The organism is Algoriphagus alkaliphilus (genome assembly GCF_900103735.1).
GTDB classification, from domain to species: domain Bacteria; phylum Bacteroidota; class Bacteroidia; order Cytophagales; family Cyclobacteriaceae; genus Algoriphagus; species Algoriphagus alkaliphilus.
Genome location: NZ_FMXE01000011.1, coordinates 41,957 through 68,225 on the forward strand (window position 1 = coordinate 41,957; position 26,269 = coordinate 68,225).

Consider the following 26,269-nt stretch of genomic DNA (forward strand, 5'->3'; position numbering starts at 1 on the left):
TCATGGGAAAAAGGGATTGGTCCTGGGCTATACTAGGTGTTGTTGCTCTGGTCATCCGCTATTTCGCGATTCAAAATCCGGAGGCAACAGATGAGATTTATTCCAGGATATTTTTTCCCGGAATCAGAAATGTCATTGACCTGACTCTCGGGAATTTGCCTTTTCCCAGTGTTTACCTTTTTATTGCTACAGTATTTTTTGTAATCGGATTATTCATCTTCAGATTTTTAAAGAGAGCAGGCTGGAAAGCAAAATCAATGTACACCCTGCAAGCCCTGACAAATGGACTGGGTGCTTTGGTGTTTTTCTTTCTGGTGCTTTGGGGTTTCAATTATCATCGAACACCAATATTCAAACAGCTTTCACTGAATCCAAAAGCACTCAATCTCGAGCAATTAAAGTCGGAGATCGAAATTACCCGAAGGCTAACGATTCAGTATCGGGCCAGAATTTCCAGCGATAGTTTGGCTATCAATTCAATTATGGATTATCCTGATTTGGAGCGATTGGTGCGGGCTAATATGTATGAAAATCTGGAAATATTAGGGCTGAATTTCACAGGAAAACCCAGGACGAAGCTGTTTCCCCCGCCGGGATTCATGCGTAAAATGGGCATTTTAGGGATTTATTTTCCTTTCACAGGGGAAAGTTACATCGACCCAACCCTTCATCCCCTGGAGCAGCCCTTTACCGTGGCACATGAAATGGCCCACAGCTATGGGGTTACAGATGAAGGGGAGGCCAACTTTATCGCCTGGGTGATCTGTACCAATTCGGAAGACCCAATTCTCCGCTATTCCGGACACATTCGGCTCTTACAATATCAGATGCGGGATCTCTATAGGATGACACCGAATGAATACAAGGAGTGGGTAAGTAGACTTCCTGTGGGGATCCGAAATGACCTGAATGCCCTCCGGGAATCCAGTCAGGCGATTAAGGCTTATTCTCTTGAATTGAGCCAAAAGTCAAATGATATTTTTCTGAAAAGTCAGGGGGTGAAAGCAGGCGTCAATTCCTATCAGCAACTTCCCATGCTTGCGTATTCCTGGCGAAAAAGAATGAATTTGGAGGATTAATTCATCTGTTTCTAACTAGTTAGAAAATAATTGATCCAGCCTAAGATTTTACCGATTGGCTTGGTTAAAAAAAATGCAGAAGACCGGGAATCTTGCCCCTCGACAATTAGTGGGGGATATTATAAAAAACAAGACCTGTCAGGATTTCGAATCCTGACAGGTCTATGATACTTTCAGCCTAACTACTGTAGGTAAACTATCTGACTTTAGCGCTCTAACCTTAGATTAAGACTGCTTCGTGCCTCACAGTGTCGCAACTACCTACTGTGACTGCCCACTGCGAGCGGAGTTTACTGCCTACTGAACACTACCTTTCCCCCCACCACAGTCATCTCCACTTTCGCATTGAGGATCTCATTTTCAGGGATTTCCATGATGTCTTTGTCAAAGACGGTGAAGTCAGCGGCTTTTCCCACAACGATCGAGCCCTTAAAATCTTCCTCAAACTCTGCATAGGCACCGTCCAAGGTGTAAGACTTAAGCGCTTGGACACGGGTCATCTTTTGCTCGGCCTCGTAGCCGCCTTCGGGAAGTCCCTGAAGGGTTTTGCGGGTAACGGAAGCAAAGAAAGAGGGAATCGGATCCACGGGCTCGACTGGGGCATCGGTTCCGTTGGTGACTACAGCACCCGTTTGCATCAGCGTCTGCCATACATAAGCACCGTCGATTATGCGCTTTTCTCCCAAGCGATCAATTGCCCAAGGCCGATCCGAACTCAAATGAATCGCCTGCATTGCTGCAATTACACCCAACTGACCAAATCTCGGAATATCATCCGGATGCAGATGCTGGGCATGCTCGATGCGGAACCGGTGATCTTTCGCTTCGGGATTCTTGGCCAAAGCTGCCTCAAATCGGTCCAAAATCTCCTGATTGGCACGGTCACCTATGGCATGTGCACAAACTTGGAAACCGAGGGGAAGTGCTTTTTCAGAAACCTCCGTTACGACAGACATCGGCAAAGTCTCATGACCTCGGTGTCCCGGTTTGTCGGAATAATCCTCCAGCAACCAAGCCCCCCAAGGCCCCAAGGCGCCGTCGCAATTGAGTTTTATGGATCGTACGGTCACAAAATGATCTGGGTCGATCATTGGACCTTTCTTGTACCACGCTTCCAAAAGTTCCGGTTGACGACCTGTCAGCATCACATACTGACGGGCTGTAAGTTTGCCTTCGGTTTTGAATTTTTGCAAAAGATCAATCACATCCTGACCCGAACCGGCATCATGGAATGACGTGATCCCCTTCTCCGCGAGTTCTTTCAGTGCCAAAGTCAGGGCTTCCTCGGCCCGCTCTGGAGTTTCTTTTGGGATCAATTTACTTACCAAAGAAGATGCTCTTTCCACCAAAACTCCTGTGGGATTTCCCAGCTCGTCGCGGAGCACTTCCCCTCCTTCGACTTCTTGAGTAGGTTTTTCGCTGCGCAAAGGCGTGATGCCGGCGAGTTCCATCGCTTTTTTGTTGACAAACGAAGCATGTCCGGAAGCATGAGCCAAGTACACAGGATTATTGGGTGTGACAGCACTTAGGGCATCGTGAGTTTGGAAGCCTTTGACGGTTTTATCCGGCATTTGCAGCCACTTGTCCTGATGCCATCCCCGACCGGTGATCCAGTCCCCCGGCTGGGCTTTGGCAGCTGCTTCAGCTATTTTTTCGATCAATTCGTCATAGGTTTTGACATACATCAGGTCGATTTCCAGCTTGTTGTAGCCGATTCCCATAAGGTGAGCGTGTGATTCGATGAACCCGGGAGTCATGGTTTTGCCTTGCAAGTCGATCACTTCAGTGGACTCGCCTACATAGGCTTGAATTTCTTCAGTGCTGCCGACGGCAAGGATCAGTCCGTCTTTTACAGCGACAGCTTCAGCTTTGGGATTGGCTTCGTCCACAGTATAGACGATTCCATTGATAAAGACTTGGTCGGCGGGATTTTCAGGGCCGGATTTGCAAGCCCAGGCAAAAATCGCCAGGAAAAGGAGGTGGTAGATGTTCTTCATGGATTTATAATTCTAAACCGAAGCTAGATGTTTTAAGGGATGTGAGCAAATGGGATTATTTGGAAAGTAGGCAACTAAAGTTAGAAGATTAAAAAATGCCCTCCCCTAAATAGTATTGGCTTTTAGCCTCAACATTCGTTTTAAAATTCCTTCGCGTAACAATAAGCCAGAGGTTCTTCTATTGAGCAATTGAGAATCACTCATTTAATTCGATCCTTCTTATTCCTTTCCTGTAAAACGATAAGAAATGCCAAATTGAACTGCTAGATTTCTATATCGAATTTCATCCTGAATTTCATACAAGATGGATGCGGCAAGGGTATTGGTCCAATAGTCATGAGGATGGTCAGAACGAAGATAGGTGGCTGCAAGGTTCATATTGAGCTTTTGAGATAGTGAGTAGGTCAGTTTGGTTTCTAATCCATAAGCAAATTCCCTGAGATTAGTCGGTACAGGCCCGTTAACAGGAAATGGCCTTAGAGGAATAGACGTGGTCTCGGAGATCTGATAGGTCCAGGAATAAAAAGGAAACTCCAGGTTATTCATCCCTGCTAATCCAGTAAACCGAACTTCCAGGCGATTAATAGGCAAACGATACCCTACTCCTATGTAAAAAAGACTAGCGCGATAAGGGTCACTTTCCAATCTTCCCGGAACTTCAAATGGGACTCCATTTAAATCGATTTCGGATTTAAAATTGGCGTCGTAATAGATTTGTTGTGGATGGGTATCTATGGTATGCTGAGTTTTAAGATAATTTAGGCTTATAAAAACCGAAGGAGTGAGATGATAGGTCAGGTTTAGTCCTAGGCTGTAGCCCAATTCTGCTTGCCCTCCTTCATTTTTGAGAAATCCCTGAAATCTCTCAGGAATAGAGCCCGGTGGGACAGGTTCTAAGGATGGAGCTATAGAAATTTCTTTAAAATGACCAACTGGTACAGCCAATCCTCCGGAAAAACCTAATTCGATTTTTTCGAAGATTTTTGTTTGAGAAAAAGCTTCTGAATTCAGTAATGAGAGGGATAGTATTAATATAAAAACCTTATTCATTTTTCATCAATCTAGATTCCAAAACTATATCCTCACCTATTCTTATTCTGACGAGGTATTCTCCCTTTGGAAGATTTTGAATGTCCACTTTTTCATCAGCAGTGATCTTAAATTCAAGAATTTTACTGCTCATAGATAGAGGAATGATCTCCAAATCCATGGATTCCTTATAGTCGCTATTAATGCTGATGGTAGAACTACTTGGGTTATTACATCCACATTCGAGAGGCTTTGACCGCAAACTTGGATATATTTATTTGAGTGTTGAAAATAATATCTGTCTGTAAAACCAGCAGATGAGGTGTAGGATGTTTTTACATTTACGATTCCGGGATTAATAGAATTCAAGGAGGAACCTTGGGTAAATCCATCTTCCCAATAGGCGGCTGCAAATCCATGGCAGATAAAATCTCCACAATTGGACGAAAGTCGTTCGGTGCCAAATTGGCTTCCAACTTTCCAAAATCCATCGTCCCCGCAGCTCTGTGAAATACCTTCTAATGCGAAGAAGAATAATAGGTAAAGTAAAAATAACTTCTTCATAAAATTGAATTTTCATTAAACTTAAAAATTGACTTTTAAATAGTCAAGTTTTTCACTAATTTTTAATAATTAAACTGATCCTTCTTTTGGTTTTTTCTTAGTGCCTTTGGTGTTCTGTGAGGGGATTCAATGGATTTTACTCGGGTGGATGGCAGGTTCATAGAAAATTTCGATCACTATAAGTAGAAAGAAGGCAGAAATCGAAAGTCAGAAAGCAGAACTAGTTTGGACTACCAATTTTTGGTAACTTAGAGAAAAAAGAAAAAATGGGATGCAACACATCAGTTTCATTGGGAGATTACTTTGAAAGTTTCGTGGACAGTAAAGTCTCGGAAGGAAGATTTTCGAGTGCCAGCGAGGTCATTCGTGCGGGCTTACGCTTGCTTGAGGAGGAGGAAAAAAAAATTCTTGTTCTTAAAAATGCGGTTCAAGAAGGAATAGAAAGTGGGGTTGCAAAAGATTTTGATCCTGAAAAACATCTTGAATCCTTGAAAGTTAAAAAAAGAAATGCCTAGCTATTTTTTAACTGAAAAATCTGTGCAAATCCGCGACTTTTTCAGCGCTCATCTGCGGGAAATAATATTTACCTCACCAGCACTTTTTTCACTACCACTTTACGATCCTCAGTTTCCAATTGCAAGAAGTAAACGCCAGGCTGAAGCGTTTGAGCTTGGATTTCAATTTCTCTATTTGCAGGTACCGTTATTTCTTCCAGTAAAACCTGTCCCAAAGAGCTGATCAAACGAGCTTTTGCTGCAGTATTGGAAATGACCTTGAACGATCCTGAGGTCGGATTGGGATAGGTTTTGACCAGAAGTTCACTGCCACCAGATGAGTCGGATTTAACTGATTTCAGGTATGTGATTCCTCCGCCACGACTTCCCAAAATCAAATCAATCTGATCATCAAAACCCGGATTGACTACCGAAATCCAAGTATTTCTTCCTTGCCGGAAAGGCAGATTTTGATCCCCGATTTTCACCAACACTTCCTCCCGAACGTCTGAGTTCATCATGTCTTTGATCAGAAAAATTCTTCCTGTCTGATCCACTGCATACAAATCCGGTTTCTCCTGAATTCGTACAGCCACACTGAGATTTCGATTGGCAGGATTGTCTTGGTACCCAAGGAAATTGGCAGTTTTGAGTGTAGCAGATTTAGCTTCTAAATCCACTTCATACAAGGTCAAACTTCCATTTTGCGAAGCGACTAAAAGAAGATCTTTTCCTTGATAGGGGAAAAATGTGAGCTGATCCCTAACCCGAAGTGAAAGCCCCGACATGGAGAATTCCGTCCAATTTCCACCCTCATTTCGAAGCAATACCTGTGAGGGAATGCCATTGGAAGTTCTGACTCCAGAAGCCAAAAGATAGGACTGGTTTTTTACACTTCCATATTCCAAAAGTTGGAGTTCAAGTAAATTAAGGGAGGAGGCAGTGAGATAATCGGAGTTCAGGAGATTAAACTGATTGCCGGAATAACTCATTCTGAAGGCTTGACCGATGATATTTTCTCCGGATTTGGCATTGGCAGTAAGCCAAAGTTCGCCTGCAAAAACATTTCCTTTGAAATAGGGTCGTGTATTTTCTCCCAGGTCAAAAAGTTGATTTTGCAGTACAGGACTTACTGGGCCCGTATTTCTTGTCAATTTCACTACCGAATTGGCAAAGTCGATCCGGAAAGGGGCAGCCGTTTCGTTGGTATTCAGAGAGATCACCAATTCCTCATCAATCAGCTGTCCCGCATGAAAGATCGGAAATTCAGGTAGTGCCCCGAATCCCGGAAGCGCTTTGGAAAATCCGGTAAACAGCGGTGCATCATTGGTTCCGAAGTTTTGCAGGTAGTAAAGTGTGCTGCATTCGTCTCGGCCCAGGATCAAATCAGCGATGCCATCTCCCGTGAAATCCCGGTAAAGAATGCTGTGGCCCCCGGCGTGCTGGATGCGGTTATTTTCACCGACATCGACACGGAAATTAATCGGTCTCCCGTCGCATCGCTTCCCAAAAGACATGGTATCACAGCCGCAAAACACAAAATTCCCCCAAAAATCCACCGAAGAGGCAAATCCATCGATATCGGGACTTCCCTTTCGCTCCATGGAGGTATTTTTGAAATACTCCAGAAAGTCTCCCTGAGCAAAATTGAATATTACCAGGTCCAAATCCCCGTCGCCATCCAGGTCCTGAAGTAGTGGAATGTCCAGATTGTTGGCGGGAATATTATTGGCTCCATCGAGGCGGAGGAAATTTTGAGCGACTGTCCAAGAGATTTGTGTGCCTTGAGAAGTATTTCGGTAAGCTTTGATTCCAAGGGGAGTGGATGTAAAGAGGTCTTTTTTTCCGTCTTTGTCAAAGTCTGCCAAGACAAAAAAACCATTGATGTCAGTTGGGAAAAAGTAGGCAAGTTCGGGAAGGAGGGCGAAGGCTTCTCCGTTTTTTGCAAAGACTTGAAGCGTCCGCGCGTTGATGTCCCAGACCACCCATTCTTCTTTGCCATCTCCTGTGAGGTCAACAGTTTGAATCTGAGCTGAGTTGATGCCCTGTGAAAAGGGAATGGGCACGTTTTGTCCATCTATTCGAAGTGATTTTTCCTGATCAAATTCAAAAACGGTCTGAGGAAATACTTGAAAGCTGATCAGGGCGAAAAGTGTAAGAATCGTTTTTTGCATGAAGAGGAAAATTCAAACTCTAAAATAAAACGAAAGAGCTTCCCCAAAGATGTGAACGATTGCGTTATTTTGGGAATTAATTCTTTCCAAAGATGAATCTTTCCATCCTCTACGAGCTATATCTCAAAAGTACCGGAGTCAGTACTGACACCCGAAGAATCGGTCCGGGCAATCTTTTTTTTGCACTGAAAGGGCCAAACTTCAATGCGAACGAGTTTGCGCCGAAAGCACTGGAAATGGGTGCCTCGGTCGTAGTGATCGATGATCCCAAGTACTGGGTGGAGGATGATGAGCGGTATTTTATCTGCGAAGATGTGCTGATGACCTTGCAAAAGCTTGCCAATCACCATCGGCATCAGTTGCAGATTCCCATTATAGGATTGACCGGTTCAAACGGAAAGACGACTTCCAAAGAACTTTTGAATGCCGTTTTGAAAGAGAAATTTAAAACGGTGGCGACTGTTGGGAATCTCAACAATCATATCGGCGTGCCATTGACATTACTTTCTATTGGAAAAGATGCTGAAATCGCGATCGTTGAAATGGGGGCCAACAAGCAGGGCGATATTAAAGAACTTTGTGATATTGCTGAGCCTACTCATGGCTTCATTACCAATATTGGCAAAGCCCACCTCGAAGGAATGGGTGGTCCCGAAGGCGTGCTTAAAACCAAAACCGAACTTTTTCAGCATTTGAGAGAGACCAAGGGCACGGTTTTCATCAATTCTCAGGATCCGATTTTGTCCAACATGGCCAGGCGTTTTGAAAATCCGGTGCTTTATCCGGCTAAAGGTGACTTCTGCGAAGTGAATTTTCTTGGTGCGGATCCATTTGTGAAGTTTTCGGTAGAGGGAGTAGAAGGCGAGTATCTTACTTCCATGATTGGCGCGTATAACTTTGGAAATATTGCCAATGCGCTAACTATTGGAAAGTTTTTTGGAGTGGAGATGGAAAAAGCGGTTGCAGGAATTGTCAACTACAAACCCGAAAACATGCGTTCCCAATTATTGGAAAAGCGTAGCAACCTAATTATTCTTGATGCTTACAATGCCAATCCATCGAGTATGGAAGTAGCCATCCGAACTTTTGGGCAGATGACCGGGAAAACGCACAAAATGATCATTCTCGGAGATATGTTTGAGCTTGGCGAGCATGCCGAAGCTGAGCATCGCAGGCTAGGAGAGATTGTGAGTGAATACCAGATTGATAAAGTTTGCTTTACTGGTAAGCTGATCGTGTCAGCATTGGAAAAAGCACCTAAAGCCTTGTATTTTCCTGATCCTTTTTCTCTCCGAAACTGGCTGGAAGACAGTAAGCTGGAGGATTATCTGATTTTGATTAAAGGAAGTCGGGGGATGAAATTGGAGGGATTGGTGGATTTTATTTGAAAGTAGAAAGGAAGCTTTCAGGTGAAAAAACAGGGATTTTGGACTTCTTATAATCTGATAGATTTCGGGTTATGATGCCTTTTATATCCGAATTTTGAATCGCGGTAAAATATTGTATTGCGTATTCAAAATCAGAAAATCCGCTTTTTATTGCGTCGAAGATTTCCTTTTCCGTTACCGGGAGGATTTGACAGAAACTTAACAATTCTGCGATTTTATTTAGAGCACCATCATTTCCATATTGTTTCCGAAGGAGATAATGGATGTTGGCAACAGTCAGGGAAGAAAAGAAAATCTGAATGTTCCTATTATAACCTTTTTCAAAAATCTCATCAGCAGAGAAATTAAATGGATTCCTATCTAGTAGAAAATCAAGAATCACATCTGAATCTAGAAAGAAACTAGAGACCATATTTTTCTTCCAAAGCCTTGGTCAGTTCTTCCTTATAATCAAACTCTCCTTCATGCTTAAGGCATCCTTTCAATTTTAAGAAGCTTTCTGGAAGCGGCTTTCTGTTTTTTTTCTTGGGGTCTTCTTTTTTCTCAAAAGTCAGTAGCTTGAAGTAATTTTCCACCAATGAAGAAAGACTCTGTCCCTGACGGGCTGCAAATTCTTTAGCTTTTTCAATTACCTCTTTTTCGAGTGTCAAGGTTAATTTCGTATTCATGATACGTGTAGCTTTTTGAAATTTAACACGTGTAAGTTAGACAAAAGTTCTAAACTGTTGAAATACTGAGAAGTAATTTCTTAAGTTCTAAACCCCAAGGAGGTTCCATTGGTTAATCCTCAAGATTTTTGCTTTTAGATTTCTAACTTTACCTTTCAACCTTTCTTCATGCGCCCCTACCTCGATTTCCTCACTGCCTTAGCTCAAAACAACCATAAAGATTGGATGGATTCCAATAAAAAATGGTATCTGGAGACCAAAGAGCGATTTCTGGAAGATGTGGCAGTTTTGCTGAAGGAAATGACTGAATTGGAGCCGGAGCTTTCTGCTTTCAAGCCTAAAGATTGTGTCTTTCGACAAAACAGAGATGTTCGCTTTTCGGCAAATAAGGATCCCTACAAGACCAACTTCGGAGCCTATTTTTCTCCCGGTGGGAAAAAGTCTCCGGGTCCGGGATATTACCTGCAGATCCAACCCGGAAATTCATTTCTTGCCGGAGGCATCTGGATGCCTGAAGCAGATACTTTGAAGAAAATCCGAAAAGAAATTGACTACAGTGGAGCAGAACTTCAGCGGATTGAAAATGATCCTGACTTCAAAAAATTGTTCAGCCAGATTGAGGGTGAAAAGCTAAAAACAAGCCCGAGAGATTACGATGCAGATCATCAATTTATCGAGTATCTCAAATTAAAAAGCTTTACAGTATCTCATCAGATTTCGGACAAAGCAGTGGAATCCGGGGCCTTTATCACCTTTGCCTTGGATGGATTTCAGCGAATGAAGCCCTTTAATGATTATTTAAGACAAGCAATCGAAGAGGTTGAGGACGGATCGGGGGTTTTGTGATTTCGGGTATTTGATTTCAAATCTCAAATCTTAAATCTCAATCCTCTAATTCGCTCCAGTGTGGCAGCTACCCCGCCTTCCTTGTGGTGAAGGGTGACTTCTTTTGCAACTGCCTTGACTTCTGGTCTCGCATTTTGGACAGCAACTCCCCAGCCTACGCTCTGAATTAGGTCGATGTCGTTGTAATTGTCCCCAAAGGCGATCACCTCATCCATACTGAAATCATAGCGGTTTTCCAGAACCAACTTTAATGCAGTTGCTTTGGAAATTTTTCGCGGCGCGATCTCGATGTAAGTGTCTTTGGATCGGTACAAATGTAAATCTGAAGAATGTGCAAGATGTAATTCTCCGAAAAGCCAGCTGATTTCATTGGAATCCCCCATGACCATGACTTTGTGTGCGCCTTTGTTGCCCTTGGCCCATAAATCCAAAACGGCTTCAGATGCCATCCAAGTTGGGTTTACTTTGGTGTTTTGTGCCTCACGCTTTGCCCAGTAATCTTCTTTTGACTCGTACCAGTTTTCGCCATGGTAGAGGCTGACGTGGATTTCAGTTTTCCGGGTCATTTCCAAAATCTTGGCGACAAGATTTATCGGAATTTCGACTGAATCCATTACGTTTCCTGCTTTGTCCAAGACAAATCCGCCATTGTAGGCAATGAGCGGCTCAATAGGTCTGCCCAAATCCCTAAGCAAATGACGCATCGCATCCGGCATTCGGGAACTTGCCAAGATCAGCGGAAATTCCTTTGGAAATTGGCTGATTACCGATTTCAGCCTGGGAGAAAGGTCCCGTTCGGAATTAAGAAGTGTTCCATCGATATCGGAACAAATTGCTCTGATGTTCATTGAATTGTCTCGGAGTCGGTGGAGAAAAGAAAAAAACTAAATGAAGTTGACCTAGAAATCAGCGATGTCAAATGTGTACTCCTGCATGGCGATATTTTCTGGATTTGAAGGATCAGACAGGATAAATTGAACCGTGATTTTTTGATAGTTGGCAGATTTTACAAAATCTCTGAGGTAGATTTCAGCACATTTTCGAGCTAAAATTTCAGGTTGATATCCTAAGATGGCCGGATCTCCGTTTTCCAATTTTAAATAAATGGTAGACTCAGTCGAATCTTCGACAGTTGACTGGCTTAGGTTTACGCTCATTCCCTGAAACTTACCCAAAGCCCTGATTTCCTCAGAAGGGATAAATCCTTTGCCCATTAGATTTTCCATACCGCTTAAAGCCAGCCGAGCTATGTCCTCTGGTTCGCAGGAGCAGGATCCGAGTGATAACAAAACTGTAAGGAAAAGGAATGATCTGGCAAATAGCATTAATTTCAATTTTTTGAAATTTAACCATTCCCTGAAAAAATAGAAAAATTAAATTCTCCAAAGATATTGAGAAGGCCTTTCAGATTTCGGAAACCTTTCCGCTAGCTAGCGGGACTCGCTAGTCAATAGAGCTTATCAACCATTCAAGGTATTTTCGGCTCTTTTTCTTTTTGATTTCAAGCTCCCGTTTCAATGCAGAAGTTCTGTCAGCTAATTTTTCTGTGTATTTGACTTCCCAAAGTGGAGTACCTGTTTTGGTAGAAGTTGTGGAACCGGAATTGTGGTGTTGTAATCTGCTCTCTAACTTATCGGTTGATCCAATGTAGAATTTGTTCGTTTTGGAGCTAAAAAGTATGTAGACGAAATACATAACCCAATGTAGCTAGAAATTAAAAAAGGCAAGTTAAAAACTTGCCCTAGTGGAGAATATCGGATTCGAACCGATGACCCCTACACTGCCAGCGTAGTGCTCTAGCCAACTGAGCTAATCCCCCTTTTATCTTTCTCGTATTCGAACCGCTAGCCTGTCCCGAAGAATTGCGGGAACCCTCCCGATTGCTATCGTGATGCTCTAGCCAACTGAGCTAATCCCCCTAACGGAGTGCAAATATAGAACGGTAATCCTTCCTCGCAAATAAATCTTTACTCGTTTCCGTAATTTATCCGAGTCAGGATACTTCTTCCTAGCGTAACTTCATCGGTAAACTCCAATTCCCCGCCAACAGGTATTCCTCTTGCGATGGTACTAACTTTCACACCGGTTTCTTTTAGCCGCTTACCCAAGTAAAATGAGGTGGTATCTCCCTCCATAGTGGCCGAAAGTGCCAAAATAATTTCTGAAACATCTCCAAGCATGACTCGCTCGATGAGGGTTTCAATTTTAAGTTCTTCCGGTCCGATTCCTTGAATTGGGGAGATCACTCCTCCCAATACATGATAAAGTCCCTGATATTGGTTGGTATTTTCGATGGCTAACACGTCTCGGATATCTTCCACAACGCATATGGTCGTCCGGTCTCTTCGATGGCTTTTGCAGATGCTGCATTCCACATCATCCGAGATATTATGGCAGGTTTTGCAATAGTGGATTTCCGACCTCATTTTGGTGATGGAGAGTGCCAAAGCTTCTGTCACCACTTCGTTTTGCTTGAGAAGATGTAAGGCAAGCCGAAGCGCTGTTTTTTTGCCAATACCGGGCAAGCGAGAGATCTCTGTTACCGCGTCTTCAATTAATTTGGAGGGGAAGTTCAAGGAATTTCAGTTTATGAGATAGCTGCTTGAATCCCAGCATCAAGAATAGCCTCACACATGGGCTTCAATTCTTCTTTCGACCCTTTTTTGACAGCGCACTTTCCTTTATAATGGATCACAAGGGTACATTGCTCAGCTTGCTCATGAGAATGTTTACATACTTTCATCAGAATATTGATGACATGCTCGAATGTATTGACATCATCATTGAAAACTACCAGATCCAATTCCTCCTGATCCAGCAATTCCTCCAATAGAATTTCCGACTCTTGGATGTAGGGAAGGGTGCTGCTTAAATGATTCATTTTGCAAAATTAAGAATAATAGACAACTTAGCGCGATACCTGAATTCCTTTATGAATCCCCATATTGTCCTGTTAGTCATTTCGGCCTATTTCCTTTTACTTTTTTTAATTTCTTGGTACACATCAAGGCAAGTCACAGCTGATTCTTTTTTCACAGGTGACAGACAGTCTCCGTGGTTTTTGGTTGCATTTGGCATGATTGGGGCTTCCCTTTCCGGGGTCACTTTTATATCAGTCCCCGGGGAGGTAGGAAATACTAACTTCTTTTACTTCCAGGTTGTTTTGGGATATACCTTGGGCTATTTCACCATAGCCAAAGTTTTACTCCCGCTTTACTATCGACTCAATCTAATCTCAATCTATTCCTATTTGGAAGAGCGATTCGGATTTTGGTCTTACAAGACTGGTGCCTTTTTCTTTATCCTTTCCAGAGCTTTAGGATCTTCTTTGCGCCTTTATTTGGTCGCAAGCGTCTTGCAGTTAATACTTTTCGATTCACTTGGAATTCCTTTTTGGGTTTCTGTTTTGATTACAGTGGGACTGATCTGGCTTTACACGTACCGTGGAGGAATTAAGACTGTGGTGTGGACTGACACACTACAGACCTTTTTTATGCTTGCGGCTGTGATCATTACCATTTTTTATATCGGGAATGAATTGGGGATAAAAAGCCTTGGAGACTATGTGTCTTCTGTAGCGAAGGATAGCCGTTCGGAGATATTCAACTGGGACTGGAAATCGGGCACCAATTTCTTCAAGCAATTTATTTCCGGTGCTTTCATCACCATCGTGATGACGGGACTCGATCAGGATATGATGCAGAAAAATCTGACTTGCAAGAATATCGGAGATGCACAGAAAAACATGCTTTGGTTTACTGTCATTTTGGTGATTGTCAACCTGCTTTTCCTTTCGCTGGGAGTCATGCTTTACATTTATGCAGAGACTAATGGGATTCCACTTCCTTCAAAGTCAGACGGACTTTTTCCCTTATTGGCAACACAGCATTTCTCGGCTTTCACGGGAATCGTATTTGTACTTGGGATTACTGCGGCGGCCTATTCCAGCGCCGATTCGACACTGACCGCCTTGACGACTTCATTTTGTATTGACTTTCTCCAGATCGACAGAAAATATGCACCCGAAAAAAGAGTCAGTATCCGCAAAAAAGTCCACATCCTTTTTACCGCACTGATGTTTTTTATGATTTTGGGCTTTTACTGGCTAAATGATCAAAGTGTGATCAATTCGGTATTTATCATTGCGGGATATACTTACGGGCCATTGCTCGGGCTGTACTCTTTTGGACTTTTCACCAAGCTGAAAATCAAAGACCGCTTTGTTCCCCACATCGCAGTGGCCGCTCCCATTATTACTTTTATCATCAGTCAAAATTCCGAAAAATGGCTTTGGGGCTACAAGTTTGGTTTTGAAGCGCTGATCTTAAATGGAGCCTTGATGTTTTTGGGACTATTTCTGTTGCGCAAAAAGGATTAAAGTCCAAGTTCCTTTTCAGGATCCCAAAAAACAGTTTCGAAATTTTTGATTTGGTCGTTTTCAACGCTGATCCCATCAGCCTCGAGTAATTCCTGCATCTGGGTGGAGGTTTCAAAATGATGTTTTCCCGTGAGTAATCCCTGTCGGTTGACTACGCGCTGTGCTGGCACATCAGTCATCGTATGCGCGGCATTCATGGCATAACCCACCATTCTCGCCCCACTTTTTAAGCCCAAATAATGCGCGATCGCTCCATAACTCGTGACACGCCCGCGGGGAATTTCCCGAACTACCTGATAGATCAAATCGAAATAGTTAATCTTGTCTGTGCCCATGGTTCCATTGGATCAAAGCCTGATTGATTTCTTTTTTCACAAGAATTTCTGTGGGTTTTTCCCCCGTTTTGATAGGGAATTGAAATCTTACCAGAAAAGTTTCGGCCTTTCTTTCGATCACATTCAATTGAGCACCTTCGGCAAAGACGATATCCGGATATTTTTTAAGCAGTTCGGAAAGACTTTCCTCCAATGCATTCAAATGGATTTCATTTTTTGAGGAGATCTCGATATCAAAAATCACCTGATGCGTATTGTTTTTGGAAAAATTGACCACATCAGTAGTCAAGGCCATGGTATTTGGAATTAGGATAATTTCTCCTGAGTCATTTTTCAAAACCAAATTTATCAGTGTGATGTCTCTTATGAAACCAATATGGCGTCCAATTTGGATTTTATCACCGATTTCCAGCTGATCGGAAAACATCATGATCAGCCCATTGACGATATTGGTAATGTATTCTTTGGTTAATATTGCAATCGCTGCCGCTACGATTGTAATGCTGGTCAAAAACTCCAAAGGCCTGATTCCAAAAACTAACATCAAACAAATCAACAGTGCAAAACTTAGAAGTATTCCTGCAATCCGGTCTATCCCCAGCATGAAATTGGGTTGCACTTTGTTGTCCTCCCGCTGTCGTAAATAAATTCTAAGGGTAATAATTCGCCCAAGGGAAATAATCAAATTGGCACTGAGGAGGAAAATTAGAACACGGATGATCCGGTTAATAATTTCATATTTTTCAAGAAAAGGACTCAAAAAGGTCTCCCCTTCGTAAAAAATTTCCAAAATAATCAGCAAAAGAAGCTTTATGGCAAAGTTTCTTTTCCGGATATTCTCTTTGACTTGGATGCTGCTTTTGAGATGATTCATGTTTCAATCGAAAAATAAAGCCTAATTTTAGCAATTATCGGAATGAAATCAGACCAAATATGAGCAGAAATATATTAATTACCGGTGCAGCGGGAGGTCTTGGTAGGGCTGTTGTAGATAAATTCAAGCGGGAAGGGTATCATGTCATTGCACTGTTGAGACCAGACCATGATGAGTTTGTAGAGGAAGCGGATGATAATTATGAAGTGGATGTCACTGAAGAAGCTGCAGTTTTAGAGTTTGTGAAAGAGTTTCAGATGCAGTATAACGATCTGGATGCGTTGGCGATGATCGTAGGAGGATTCTCAATGGGAGCTATTGATTCGACTTCTGAAAAAGACATTCAGGCTATGTTTCAGTTGAATTTTTTCAGCGCCTACAATATGGTGAGGGGTTTTCTTCCCTTTATGAAAAAACAGCAAAGAGGCACCTTCCTTTTTGTCGGTGCAAGACCGGCCTTGGAATTGCAAAGTGCCAAAGATACCATTGCCTATTCGTTAAGTAAAAAACTGGTATTGACGCTTGCCGAAATTCTTGCTGAGGAAGTGAAAGACACCCAAATCCGTAGCCATGTCTTTGTTCCAAGTATCATTGATACCGAAGCCAATCGTGAGTCCATGCCTGATGCAGATTTTTCGCTGTGGGTGAGTGCCAAAGAAATTGCTGAGGCGATGCACTACGCGGTAAATAATTCAGCGTTGAGAAATATGACTTTCAAACTTTACGGAGGCGGTTAAAGTATACATGCCATGACCAAAAAAATTCTTCTTGCAGGCCTTTTAGGACTGTTTTTCTCTATCCAAGCGTTCTCCCAGACAGAGGAGGAGCAGGTTGAAGCTGTGATAAAAAGTCTTTTTGACGGAATGAGATCAAAAAATGCGGATCAGGTGGCTGCCTCTTTTTCCAAAGATGCGCTGATGCAGACCGTCATCTCAAAACCCGAAGGAACTGAAGTGGGAAGTAATGCTGTAGCTGATTTTGTGAAACGAATCGCTACCACTCCGGCAGAAACCCAACTGGACGAACGAATACTTGACTATCAGATCAAAATTGACGGGGAGATGGCCGCTGCTTGGACTCCCTACCACTTTTACGTCAATGGGAATTTTAGCCATTGCGGCGTAAATTCCTTCCAGCTCGTGAAAATTGCCGGTAGCTGGAAAATTGTTTACATTATCGACACCCGAAGAAAAGAATCCTGCGAAGGCTAAATTTTATGAACGAATTCAAATCAAAAGTCTATCAGACAGCCCTGTCTCAATTGAAGCAAAAAGAAGCATTGCTAAGTCAGGAGCGGAAAAATATTATAGAGAGCATTCTGGAAGAAGAAAAAAACAGCGCTGGAGATAAATACGAGACTAGCCGTGAGACGATCACCCAGGATCTGAACACAATTGAGAAGCAGATAAAGCAGAGCAAAATGGACCTGGATGAGATCTACAGACTCCAGGCAATCAAAGACACACCTGTTTCGGTACAGGAAGGAGCATTAATCAAACTCGGAGCTGATTGGTTTTTGCTGGCTATCAGCATAGGACAGGTGAATGTGGACGATACTAAGGTTTTTTTGATGAGTAAAAACTCACCGCTTGGTGAGCTTTTGATTGGAAAGAAAAAGAAAGAACAGGTAAACTTTCGAGGGAAGTTGATGTCGATCGAGGAATTGGTCTGATCAGATTTAGTCTTTTTTGGGGATAAAGCTCATCAGTTCAATGGTACCGTCCATTAGGATGAGTCTACTCTTTTCTACCGAGAAATTCTTAACATTGTCCATAGCCGAAATAAACGCAGTATCAGTAGTGCCACTGCACGCTTTTTTTGTAATTGCACCGGGATCGAGTAATAGCCCCATCCCTTCCAGGGAGAACGTGCCCGAAAAATTGTTGCAGCCTGCAAATCCTGCCAGTCTTCCTTCTTCCAAAAATGAAATGAAAGGTGATCCCAGACTAAACTTGCTAAGGTCATGGTCTCCTTTGAAACTGGATAACACCCATGTTTTCCCGATGAGCAGATTGGGATTAGCCAGGTTGGAAGATCCGCTACAGCCAATGAATAGCAGGATCAAAATACCGAGTGAAAAGATGCGCACTTGTTTCATGAAACCTTAAAGTAGGAGTAGCCTTTAAGGTACTAAAATCTAGCTGAAATCGAGGCTGCCTGAGGAAGACAGGACCGGGATAGAGTATTTTGCCTCTGAAATACAACTTACAGATCCATTGAATAGGCTCAAATCTGTTATTTTAAATTCAAAAATACCCTTTGGTGAATTATCAAATGGTTAATATTTTGAATTTAATCCTGAGAAAAATTTAAAAAAATCTCCGATCTCTATGAGTTTGTTTGGTCAAACCGTTTTTTCGCTGTAAGATTGTCCAGTCAATCTTCCAGTCATGGTACTTGCAGCAAAATATTTTTCACATCCAAATGCGCTTCCAACCCTGGAAATGCACGCTGCTGTTTTTTTCACAATGAACACCGGAATGACCACCATGATTACGGGGTGACCCGTCGTCATCTTTAATTACTCGCCCTCAGAGGCCTCCTTGGCCAAATTTTAATTTCCAGCATTAATTTCATTATACTTTATGAAAATCATCAAGTTTGGAGGTTCATCCGTAGCGAACCCTGAAAACATCCGAAAGGTATTTGCAATCCTTCAAGACAAGCTCAAACAACATGAGATTGCAGTCGTTTTTTCCGCTTTTGGCGGAGTTACAGAAAGCCTTCTCACCATTGCAAGATTGTCCAGAGAGGGGGATCAGGCTTATAGAGATCTTTTACAAACCCTGGAGGAGAAGCATCTCGACATTGTACGACAGTTGATCGCAGTCCAAAATCAATCTACTGTAATGACGTATGTCAAAGTGCGCTTTAAGGAGTTGGAGGATCTTTTTCACGGGATTTATCTCATCAAGGAAAATTCCGCACGCACGCTGGACTATGTAGCGAGCTTTGGAGAGCGGCTTTCTGCGTTTATTTTGGCGGAAGCTATGGCTGGTAAAGGCATCAAGACGCAGTTTGTAGATGCGCGGGATGTCATCCGGACAAATGATCGTTTTGGTCAGGCCAGAGTCGACTATGAGGTGACCAATGCTCAGATCAAAGATTATTTTTCAAAAAATGACGGGGTAAAGGTCATTACAGGATTCATTGCGTCTACAGCCAAAGGTGAGACTACCACACTTGGAAGATCGGGATCGGATTACACGGCAGCGATTTTTGCTGCGGCCTTGGAAGCGCAGGATCTGGAGATCTGGACGGATGTCTCAGGGGTATTGACTGCCGACCCAAAGTTGGTTTACACCGCCTTCACCATTCCACAATTGAGTTATAATGAGGCGATGGAGCTTTCTCACTTTGGAGCGAAAGTTATTTTCCCTGCGACTATGCAGCCTGCGATGCGGAAAAGCATTCCAATCTATATCAAAAATACGTTTGAGCCTGAGAATGCAGGTACGCTCATCAATGGCGAAATCAGTCATGGTGCCTTGATCAAAGGAATCAGTTCCATGTCCAATATTTCAATCGTGACTGTCCAAGGGGCAGGATTGATGGAGGGTGGAGCTACAGTCAGCCGGGTGTTTAAGGCTCTTGCGGAAGCCAAGGTGAATATTTTATTGATTTCTCAGGCATCTTCCGAACATAGCATTTGTCTGGCGATCAAAACCCATGAAGCCTATCAGGGTAAAGAGGCAATCGAAAAAGAGTTTTTCTACGAAATCAAGTCCGGAGAGATGGATGAAGTATCGCTGCTTCATGGATTGGCAACGATAGCGGTGGTAGGAGAAAACATGAAACAAAATCCCGGTGCCTCCGGACGGATGTTCCGGGCTTTGGGAAGAAACAATATCAATGTGGCCGCAATTGCTCAGGGAAGTTCGGAGCTGAATATCTCTGCTGTCATTCCTCAGCCTGACTTGCAGAAGGCACTCAATGCGCTCCATGAGGCATTTTTTCTGTCAGAAAATAAAGTACTTCACGTCTTTTTGGTTGGGACAGGCCTTATCGGTCAAGCCCTGATTAAGATGATTAAGTCCCAGCAGAACAAATTGCTCCGAGCCAATGAATTGGACATTCAGATACACGGTTTGGCCAATAGCCGTTTTATGGCTTTTAACGAGGATGGATTTGATCTGAAAAATCCACATCAATTGAACGAATCCGATCAAAAAATGAATCTGGATAAGTTCATCCAAACGATGGAAGAAATGAATTTCTCCAACTCGGTATTTGTGGATTGCACGGCTAGTCTGGAAGTAGCTGATACCTATTCCCGAATACTGGAAGCAAAGGTTGGAATCGTCACGCCGAATAAAAAGGCCAATTCCGGTTCAATGGATCAGTATCGCGCATTAAAGCGAATTGCCAAACGGCGGGGAGTGAATTTCTTATACGAAACCAACGTAGCAGCCGGGCTGCCGGTGATCAATACGCTGCAGGATTTGATGCTTTCTGGCGATCGGGTAATTCGGATAGAAGCAGTATTGAGTGGCTCAATGAATTTTATTTTCTCTGAACTGGAAAACGGGGTCCCTTTTTCAGAAGTCGTAAAAATCGCAAAGGAAAAAGGCTATACCGAACCAGATCCCAGAGATGACCTCAGTGGAATGGATGTGGCTCGGAAAATCCTTATCCTCGGTCGTGAAGCAGAACAGGAGTTGGAATTTGATGACATTACCATTCAAAGTATGGTTCCGGCAGATTGTCGGACGAAATCTTCCGTGGATGAATTCTTCGAAAAGCTAAAAGGACACGATGTTGATTTCGCCAAGCTTCTAGCAGATGCCAAGGCAAAGGGAGAAAAGCTCCGCTTTATGGCAACATTGGAAGACGGAAAAGCCAAGGTAGGCTTGAAGTCATTGCCAGAGTCACATCCTTTTTCCAGTCTGAAGGGAAGTGACAACATGATTTTACTGACAACGGAACGCTATCACGATCGACCGATGATCATCCGTGGTCCGGGTGCTGGTGCGGACGTGACTGCCGCAGGTGTATTTGCAGATGTGATCCGAATCGGTAACTATACTCGGGAATAATGCAATCGGTCAAAGCTTTTGCTCCCGCCACTGTGGCCAATGTGTCCTGCGGATTCGATATTCTCGGATTTGCCATTGATGCGATGGGTGATGTAGTTGAAGTCCAACTCAAAGATGGGCCAGGACTGCGTGTTATTTCCATTGAAGGAGACGGAGGCAGGCTACCCTATGAGGTTGAAAAAAATACCTGTACCGTTGCGATTCAAGCGATGTTGGATGAATTGGGGCAGGAAGTGGGGATGAACATCATGCTGAAAAAAGGACTGCCTTTGGGCTCGGGAATGGGTTCCAGTGCAGCGAGTGCTGTTGCGGCTTTGGTGGCAGCAAATCATTTGCTTGGGGAGCCTTTTGAAAAAAAGAACTTGCTTCCTTTTGCGATAGTAGCTGAAAAAGCAGCTTGTGGTGCAGGTCATGCGGATAATGTCGCTCCGAGTTTGCTTGGTGGATTTGTCCTGATCCGGGATTACCATCCTTTGGATGTGATCAAACTACACGTGCCCCAAGGCTTGCACTGCACCTTGCTTCATCCGCATTTTGAATTGAAAACCTCCGATTCCCGGTCGGTTTTGAGAGATTCGGTGTCCTTGAAGCATTCCACAATACAATCGGGCAATGTGGCTGGACTGATTGCAGGATTGTTTCAGGAAGACTTTGACTTAATTGGCAGATCGCTTCGGGATGTAATTGCCGAACCTTATCGCGCTACTTTGATCCCCGGTTTTTACGAAGTGAAGGAAGCTGTGAAAGCTGCCGGAGCATTGGGAATGGGGATTTCGGGTTCGGGTCCCACACTATTCACACTTTCCAAAGGGGCAGAAGCCTCCGAATCCATCATCAAAGCCGCACAGGAAGTCTATGATGTCATCGGTCTTGGTGTCGATGCATATCATTCCGCTGTCAATATCCGGGGAGCTTATGTCCTCGAATAAAAGTAAAAAAGTCAACAGACCACCGTCCACAGTCGACCGCATGAAAAGGTAGAGTTATAAAAGCCGACGACAATGATAAAAGGAACATTCCATGAAGTATTTCAGTACCAATAATCCCAATCATAAAGTATCGCTCCCGGAAGCAGTCATCAAAGGACTTGCGCCTGATAACGGCTTGTACATGCCAGAGCGAATCCCCGTGTTGTCGGAAGAATTGATTGAGAAATTCTCTAAAATGAGTTTTCAGGAAATCGGTTACGCCGTGATTGGAGCTTTATTTTCTGAGGATTTGAGCGAAAGTCAGATCAGGGAATTGGTCGATCATACATTGACCTTTGATGCGCCGCTTGTGGAGGTTGAAGAAGATGTATTCAGTCTGGAGTTGTTTCATGGCCCAACCTTGGCGTTCAAAGACTTTGGGGCACGGTTTTGCTCCAAGTTGATGAGTATGTTGGTGAAGAAAAGTAGTCGCACCTTGCGGGTACTTGTTGCGACTTCTGGGGATACGGGAAGTGCGGTGGCCAATGGTTTTTTGGGAGTGGATGGGGTAGAAGTAATCATTCTATTTCCGAAAGGAAAAGTGAGTCAGCTTCAGGAAAAGCAGTTTACTACGCTAGGCCAAAATATCACGGCTTTGGAAGTGGATGGAGTTTTTGATGATTGTCAAACTCTGGTGAAGCAGGCTTTTTTGGATGCAGAACTGAATGAAAAGTTATTGTTGACCTCTGCCAATTCGATTAATATAGCACGTTGGATTCCGCAGTGTCTCTATTATTTCTATGCTTTTTCCAGGTTACCTAAGACTGGGAAGAAAGTAGTTTTTGCAGTCCCAAGTGGAAATTTTGGGAACTTAGGCGCTGGAATTTTAGCTCAGCGAATGGGTTTACCTATCGATCGCTTTGTGGCAGCTACGAATGTCAATAAGGTGATACCTGATTATTTAAACGGGGCATTTTTTCAGGCTCAGCCTTCGATTGCCACAGTTTCCAATTCCATGGACGTGGGTAATCCTAGCAATTTCCCAAGGTTGGTCTCCTTATACCACGGTGACGAAAAGCTCTTTCGGGAAAATGTCAAAGGGTACTTCTATGATGATGCTGAGACGGTGAAAGCCATCCAAGAAATTCAGGAAAAAGGCTACATCTTAGACCCTCATGGAGCAGTGGGCTATTTGGGTTTGAAAGACTTCATGACCGAAAATTCAGGCTATGTTGGAGTATTTCTTGAAACAGCTCACCCTGGAAAATTCCGGGATGTAGTGGAGGAAGCTTTAGGGGAAAAGCTGGAGCTGCCGGAGCGCTTGGCGGCTTTTCTGGAGGGTGAAAAAAAGGTAATTCCGATGGATAAAAGCTTTGAGGAGTTTAAGTGGTTTTTGGAGGGATTGAATCAGATTTGAATTTGATAGAGTCAAAAAATCTTTCTCCAACTTTTATTAAGGTGCTATCTTGCTCTTCGAAATAAGGGAAAACATATCGTGCTAAATAGAAATTGAATTGTGAATCTACAATAAGATTATTGTGTGTTTCTATTCTATTTATCGTGTCTTTTGAATAACCAAAAAGAATGGAATTGTTGGGTATTGAGTAAAAATCAATATTATTATATTTATTATTTTCCCTAAAAATTCTATTGGCAAAGTAGTCTACTAGGTATGCAGAATCAATTTCACTTGGGTTAAGCTTAAGGATTATGAATTCTAATTGATTTACAATAGCGCTTTTACCATACAAAGTATCATCAGAGAATTGCCAAACTTGAACTTTTGGTGGAGTGGGAAAAAATACAGAGACTTCATCATTAATATTGTAATGCCTTCCAAAATTATTTAAGGAATCAATTTTATATTCCCAATAGGCTTGCATTAATTTGTTTCTGCTGTGATTAGACTCCGAATCATATTTTCCTTGTAAGTAGTTTAGTTTTTCCTGATAAATACCTAGTTTGGTCAGGGATGTATTTCTATCGTAACCATAGAAATTTATTTTTTCATTAAGATCCTTTGCAATTGCTTTTGCTAGTTTAACATGGTACAGTTCATGAATAAATAATGATTTATCTGGGTTATTGAATTTTTCTCTAATCCAAGAGGAATGTCTGTCGATATAGGTCCGAACTTCTGGATCTTGGCTATTGAGCAAAGTTAGTCCAGTTTTTATTCCTGCATCATGTCGCGTCCAGATTTCAGCAACTCTCATAAAGTCTTCAGGTGCTAGATCTGTCGAATCTGTTATGATTTTATATCTGTAAAGAGCTTGCTCTTTTCTATCGTTTTTATATATAGAAAGAATTGATATATAAATTAATAATATTATCGCTGTTATAATTTTTATTTTACTTTTCATTTTTAACCAGTCTTAATAAAAAGTTGATTGAGATGCTGAATACAATCTCTGAGACGAATACACAAATAAATAGAAGAGTAATCAGGTTGTTTGCACTTCCGATTTTATAGAATATGTTATTGATTTTTAATATCGTGAAAAGCAATAAAAAAGTTATTAATATAAAGAGAAGGTCATGTGTAATTCTTCCGAGTGAGTTGTTTTTCTTCTGATGATCCTTCCAATAGATAATGTGCATGATGGAAATTGGAATAAAGAAAGTTAAAAGAATAGTAAAAAACAGATTGCTTTTGGTTACTTCTAGTTGAAGGCTAAAGATTATTGAAATCGAAATCAGACTTGCTATAAATGCACTGAGCATGTCTTTGTAGGAAAAATTTTTAAAATAGTAATTCATTTCCTTTTTATCTGAATTTTAAACTACTGAATACCTCGTCTGATTCCCAACTCCCTCAGCTTTAAGAATTCCATTTTCAACAGCCTTTTTCAAATCCCGACTGGCCGTTGCAGTCGAGATTGTCCAAAAAACTTCCATGTATTCCTTTCGAGTAAACTGATTTTTGCCAAAAGATAAAAAGTAAGTTATCCGATCTTCAGAATTCATTGGCTTACCGTGAATTTTTAACAGATTACACAAGGCCTCATCGATGATTTGTAGCATGTATTCAATAAATACTGTCGATTTGCCTGATTTATCGCTTTCGGCAAGGGCTAGATAGTAATCGTTTTGAGTTTTGCTGATGAGCGTTTCGAACGGCAGGGATTCAAAAATGGGGTATTTTTCTTTAAGGATCACAGTTTGCCAGAGTCTGCCCATCCGGCCATTTCCGTCGAGAAATGGATGGATAAATTCTAACTCGTAATGAAAAACGCAGCTTTTAATCAAATCGAGTTCATTGTTTTCTTTAAGATACCGGAATAGATCTTTCATTAACCCCGGGACATTTTCAGCAGGTGGTGCAAGATGTGCCACTTGAGATCCTTTTACCACCCCAACTCCCCGAGTTCTGTACTTTCCGGGATTTTCCATTAATCCAGTCATCAGGGTTTTATGTGCTGTGAGAAAAGTCTTTTCAGAACCCATTCTAAGCGTATCAATATTCTCATATACTGCAATCGCATTTTTGACCTCGAGAATATCTTTTTCGGGTCCGATCACGCGCCTGTTGTCCACTATGGCTGTGATTTGTTCTTCACTCAGCGTATTTCCTTCAATTTGAAGCGAAGATTGGATGGTTTTGATCTGATTTTGTTTTCGGAGTTGGGGAGAAGGTTTGCTTAGAAAAAGTGCATTTGCCTCGCCAATTCTCTCAGAAATAGAGCTTACCCATCTCAAGATCTCAGGGGTGATATCATAGGGAGGCTTCATTGATAGTATCATTTGATACTATCAAAGGTAGTGTCATGATGTTATTTTTCCCTTAAATCTTATGAAAAAATGGTTAGATCAGTTCCCAGGGCTCAAAAACAGGGATTTGACTTAATCCAAATTCTTTTTTGTTTCTGGTAATAATCCCTTGAATGCCTTCGATACTCGCTGCACAAAAATGCTGGACTCCGTCTTCCAAGTCTTTAAAATCCGAGGCTAAGGCTTGTTGGATATGGTCTTTTATAGTCGGTTGGATTTCTAGAAATTTAATGATCCTACTGATTTTTGAACGGGATTCACTTCCTCCTATTTCTTTGGAGAGAATGTAATAGCTGGTCAAAATTGAGTTGTCTGAAGTCCAAAGAATCCATTCTTTCTGGAGTGATTTATTGAGGATTTGCATAGCAAACTTTCCGAATGGCTCTCGATTGGCTAAAAAGTCAACAAGGATATTTGTATCCAAAAAGTAGTGGTTCATTTCAGGTATTTTTCGCTAAGAATTTTTCTGATTTGTTCCTTTTCATTGAAATCTGAGGGAAGTTTTATAGCTCCAAAAAGTCCTTGGAATTCTTTTGGTATTTCCAATTGCTCATCTTCAGCCTTTTTAATTTTAGTTGAAAGATAGTTTTCTATCATTTCTGAAAGGCTTTTTCCAGAGGAATTTGCGAGTTCCTTTGCCTTTTCAATGATTGATTTTTCGATGGTGAGTGTCAATTTTGTTTTCATAACACGTGTCATTATTCCGAAATATACGTGTATTTATTTTT

30 protein-coding genes and 1 tRNA gene are annotated in these 26,269 nt (G+C 42.2%); 11 read left to right on the top strand and 20 right to left on the bottom strand.

The features are described from left to right. The first annotated feature begins 2 nt into the window (after positions 1-2). Positions 3-1,079, top strand: coding sequence for a DUF3810 domain-containing protein (locus BLQ81_RS09255; RefSeq protein ID WP_092729671.1), 1,077 nt, complete (start codon positions 3-5; stop codon positions 1,077-1,079). A 290-nt stretch (positions 1,080-1,369) separates the two neighbouring features. Here the strand turns inward: BLQ81_RS09255 and BLQ81_RS09260 are convergent, their stop codons facing one another. The 4 genes from BLQ81_RS09260 to BLQ81_RS22235 form a co-directional block, all read right to left on the bottom strand. After that, positions 1,370-3,076 (bottom strand): amidohydrolase, encoded by a 1,707-nt coding sequence (locus BLQ81_RS09260; protein WP_092729672.1) that lies wholly within the window; start codon positions 3,074-3,076, stop codon positions 1,370-1,372. Positions 3,077-3,295: 219 nt separating this feature from the next. Continuing rightward, a complete protein-coding gene (locus BLQ81_RS09265) occupies positions 3,296-4,126 on the bottom strand; it encodes a TonB-dependent receptor (protein ID WP_092729673.1) in 831 nt (276 codons plus the stop codon). Then, positions 4,119-4,286 carry a hypothetical protein gene (locus tag BLQ81_RS09270; RefSeq protein ID WP_245693225.1) on the bottom strand — a complete coding sequence of 56 codons (168 nt, stop codon included), beginning with the start codon at positions 4,284-4,286 and terminating at the stop codon, positions 4,119-4,121. The genes BLQ81_RS09265 and BLQ81_RS09270 overlap by 8 nt, the downstream gene beginning before the upstream one ends. Then, complete coding sequence (locus BLQ81_RS22235; protein WP_175454199.1) at positions 4,256-4,669, bottom strand: hypothetical protein; 414 nt, start codon at positions 4,667-4,669, stop codon at positions 4,256-4,258. The genes BLQ81_RS09270 and BLQ81_RS22235 overlap by 31 nt, the downstream gene beginning before the upstream one ends. A gap of 266 nt (positions 4,670-4,935) precedes the next feature. On the opposite strand from BLQ81_RS22235, the gene BLQ81_RS09275 reads away from it, so the two are divergent. Next, positions 4,936-5,184, top strand: a complete 249-nt coding sequence (locus BLQ81_RS09275; protein WP_092729675.1) for a type II toxin-antitoxin system ParD family antitoxin — start codon at positions 4,936-4,938, stop codon at positions 5,182-5,184. 68 nt (positions 5,185-5,252) lie between these two features. Here the strand turns inward: BLQ81_RS09275 and BLQ81_RS09280 are convergent, their stop codons facing one another. After that, complete coding sequence (locus tag BLQ81_RS09280) at positions 5,253-7,337, bottom strand: T9SS type A sorting domain-containing protein (protein WP_092729676.1); 2,085 nt, start codon at positions 7,335-7,337, stop codon at positions 5,253-5,255. 92 nt (positions 7,338-7,429) lie between these two features. Between BLQ81_RS09280 and BLQ81_RS09285 the strand changes: the two genes are divergently transcribed. Next, positions 7,430-8,725: a UDP-N-acetylmuramoyl-tripeptide--D-alanyl-D-alanine ligase gene (locus tag BLQ81_RS09285; protein ID WP_092729677.1), complete on the top strand. Its 1,296-nt coding sequence runs from the start codon at positions 7,430-7,432 to the stop codon at positions 8,723-8,725. Here the strand turns inward: BLQ81_RS09285 and BLQ81_RS09290 are convergent. After that, positions 8,718-9,137, bottom strand: coding sequence for a type II toxin-antitoxin system VapC family toxin (locus BLQ81_RS09290; RefSeq protein WP_092729678.1), 420 nt, complete (start codon positions 9,135-9,137; stop codon positions 8,718-8,720). The two genes, BLQ81_RS09285 and BLQ81_RS09290, sit on opposite strands and share 8 nt — an antisense overlap. Continuing rightward, positions 9,127-9,393 carry a DUF6364 family protein gene (locus BLQ81_RS09295; protein WP_092729679.1) on the bottom strand — a complete coding sequence of 89 codons (267 nt, stop codon included), beginning with the start codon at positions 9,391-9,393 and terminating at the stop codon, positions 9,127-9,129. Before BLQ81_RS09295 ends, BLQ81_RS09290 begins: the two co-directional genes overlap by 11 nt. Positions 9,394-9,561: 168 nt before the next feature. On the opposite strand from BLQ81_RS09295, the gene BLQ81_RS09300 reads away from it, so the two are divergent. Further along, positions 9,562-10,239, top strand: a complete 678-nt coding sequence (locus BLQ81_RS09300; protein WP_092729680.1) for a DUF2461 domain-containing protein — start codon at positions 9,562-9,564, stop codon at positions 10,237-10,239. Between the two features lie 23 nt (positions 10,240-10,262). On the opposite strand, the gene BLQ81_RS09305 is transcribed toward BLQ81_RS09300, so the two are convergent. From BLQ81_RS09305 to BLQ81_RS09330, 6 genes are all read right to left on the bottom strand, one after another. Next, a complete protein-coding gene (locus BLQ81_RS09305) occupies positions 10,263-11,087 on the bottom strand; it encodes a Cof-type HAD-IIB family hydrolase (protein ID WP_092729681.1) in 825 nt (274 codons plus the stop codon). 51 nt (positions 11,088-11,138) lie between these two features. Then, the gene (locus BLQ81_RS09310; protein WP_139183604.1) at positions 11,139-11,564 is read right to left on the bottom strand and encodes a hypothetical protein; all 426 of its coding nucleotides are present in this window, start codon (positions 11,562-11,564) and stop codon (positions 11,139-11,141) included. 118 nt (positions 11,565-11,682) lie between these two features. Beyond that, positions 11,683-11,934 carry a GIY-YIG nuclease family protein gene (locus tag BLQ81_RS09315; protein WP_092729683.1) on the bottom strand — a complete coding sequence of 84 codons (252 nt, stop codon included), beginning with the start codon at positions 11,932-11,934 and terminating at the stop codon, positions 11,683-11,685. A gap of 50 nt (positions 11,935-11,984) precedes the next feature. Next, positions 11,985-12,058 (bottom strand) — tRNA-Ala (locus BLQ81_RS09320). Positions 12,059-12,206: 148 nt separating this feature from the next. Then, positions 12,207-12,815, bottom strand: coding sequence for a recombination mediator RecR (gene recR, locus BLQ81_RS09325; RefSeq protein WP_092729684.1), 609 nt, complete (start codon positions 12,813-12,815; stop codon positions 12,207-12,209). 11 nt (positions 12,816-12,826) lie between these two features. Beyond that, on the bottom strand, positions 12,827-13,120 hold the full coding sequence (locus tag BLQ81_RS09330; protein ID WP_092729685.1) for an ATP-dependent Clp protease adaptor ClpS: 294 nt from the start codon (positions 13,118-13,120) through the stop codon (positions 12,827-12,829). A 51-nt stretch (positions 13,121-13,171) separates the two neighbouring features. Here BLQ81_RS09330 and BLQ81_RS09335 point away from each other — a divergent pair, with 51 nt between their 5' ends. Continuing rightward, the gene (locus BLQ81_RS09335) at positions 13,172-14,617 is read left to right on the top strand and encodes a sodium:solute symporter (protein ID WP_092729754.1); all 1,446 of its coding nucleotides are present in this window, start codon (positions 13,172-13,174) and stop codon (positions 14,615-14,617) included. Here the strand turns inward: BLQ81_RS09335 and BLQ81_RS09340 are convergent. Both BLQ81_RS09340 and BLQ81_RS09345 read right to left on the bottom strand, forming a co-directional pair. After that, entirely contained in the window at positions 14,614-14,952 is a 339-nt protein-coding gene (locus BLQ81_RS09340; RefSeq protein ID WP_092729686.1) for an MGMT family protein, read from the bottom strand. The genes BLQ81_RS09335 and BLQ81_RS09340 overlap by 4 nt on opposite strands. After that, entirely contained in the window at positions 14,933-15,826 is an 894-nt protein-coding gene (locus BLQ81_RS09345) for a mechanosensitive ion channel family protein (RefSeq protein ID WP_092729687.1), read from the bottom strand. The genes BLQ81_RS09340 and BLQ81_RS09345 overlap by 20 nt, the downstream gene beginning before the upstream one ends. Before the next feature lie 59 nt (positions 15,827-15,885). Between BLQ81_RS09345 and BLQ81_RS09350 the strand changes: the two genes are divergently transcribed. The 3 genes from BLQ81_RS09350 to BLQ81_RS09360 are packed head-to-tail and all read left to right on the top strand — an operon-like array spanning position 15,886 to position 17,498. Further along, the gene (locus BLQ81_RS09350; protein ID WP_092729688.1) at positions 15,886-16,563 is read left to right on the top strand and encodes an SDR family NAD(P)-dependent oxidoreductase; all 678 of its coding nucleotides are present in this window, start codon (positions 15,886-15,888) and stop codon (positions 16,561-16,563) included. 12 nt (positions 16,564-16,575) lie between these two features. Beyond that, positions 16,576-17,037: a nuclear transport factor 2 family protein gene (locus BLQ81_RS09355; RefSeq protein WP_092729689.1), complete on the top strand. Its 462-nt coding sequence runs from the start codon at positions 16,576-16,578 to the stop codon at positions 17,035-17,037. 5 nt (positions 17,038-17,042) lie between these two features. Then, positions 17,043-17,498: a hypothetical protein gene (locus BLQ81_RS09360; RefSeq protein ID WP_092729690.1), complete on the top strand. Its 456-nt coding sequence runs from the start codon at positions 17,043-17,045 to the stop codon at positions 17,496-17,498. A gap of 6 nt (positions 17,499-17,504) precedes the next feature. On the opposite strand, the gene BLQ81_RS09365 is transcribed toward BLQ81_RS09360, so the two are convergent. Next, positions 17,505-17,924, bottom strand: a complete 420-nt coding sequence (locus tag BLQ81_RS09365; protein WP_092729691.1) for an META domain-containing protein — start codon at positions 17,922-17,924, stop codon at positions 17,505-17,507. Positions 17,925-18,411: 487 nt separating this feature from the next. Between BLQ81_RS09365 and thrA the strand changes: the two genes are divergently transcribed. The 3 genes from thrA (at position 18,412) to thrC (ending at position 23,187) form a co-directional block, all read left to right on the top strand. Further along, on the top strand, positions 18,412-20,862 hold the full coding sequence (thrA, locus tag BLQ81_RS09370; protein ID WP_092729692.1) for a bifunctional aspartate kinase/homoserine dehydrogenase I: 2,451 nt from the start codon (positions 18,412-18,414) through the stop codon (positions 20,860-20,862). Beyond that, the gene (locus BLQ81_RS09375) at positions 20,862-21,791 is read left to right on the top strand and encodes a homoserine kinase (RefSeq protein ID WP_092729693.1); all 930 of its coding nucleotides are present in this window, start codon (positions 20,862-20,864) and stop codon (positions 21,789-21,791) included. The genes thrA and BLQ81_RS09375 overlap by 1 nt, the downstream gene beginning before the upstream one ends. A gap of 91 nt (positions 21,792-21,882) precedes the next feature. After that, entirely contained in the window at positions 21,883-23,187 is a 1,305-nt protein-coding gene (thrC, locus tag BLQ81_RS09380; protein WP_092729694.1) for a threonine synthase, read from the top strand. On the opposite strand, the gene BLQ81_RS09385 is transcribed toward thrC, so the two are convergent. The 4 genes from BLQ81_RS09385 to BLQ81_RS09405 form a co-directional block, all read right to left on the bottom strand. Beyond that, a complete protein-coding gene (locus BLQ81_RS09385; RefSeq protein ID WP_092729695.1) occupies positions 23,153-24,133 on the bottom strand; it encodes a hypothetical protein in 981 nt (326 codons plus the stop codon). The two genes, thrC and BLQ81_RS09385, sit on opposite strands and share 35 nt — an antisense overlap. A 415-nt stretch (positions 24,134-24,548) precedes the next feature. Further along, positions 24,549-25,502, bottom strand: coding sequence for a Fic family protein (locus BLQ81_RS09395; protein WP_092729697.1), 954 nt, complete (start codon positions 25,500-25,502; stop codon positions 24,549-24,551). 73 nt (positions 25,503-25,575) lie between these two features. After that, positions 25,576-25,980: a type II toxin-antitoxin system VapC family toxin gene (locus tag BLQ81_RS09400; RefSeq protein ID WP_092729698.1), complete on the bottom strand. Its 405-nt coding sequence runs from the start codon at positions 25,978-25,980 to the stop codon at positions 25,576-25,578. After that, positions 25,977-26,228, bottom strand: coding sequence for a DUF6364 family protein (locus tag BLQ81_RS09405; RefSeq protein WP_092729699.1), 252 nt, complete (start codon positions 26,226-26,228; stop codon positions 25,977-25,979). Before BLQ81_RS09405 ends, BLQ81_RS09400 begins: the two co-directional genes overlap by 4 nt. Positions 26,229-26,269: the final 41 nt, after the last annotated feature.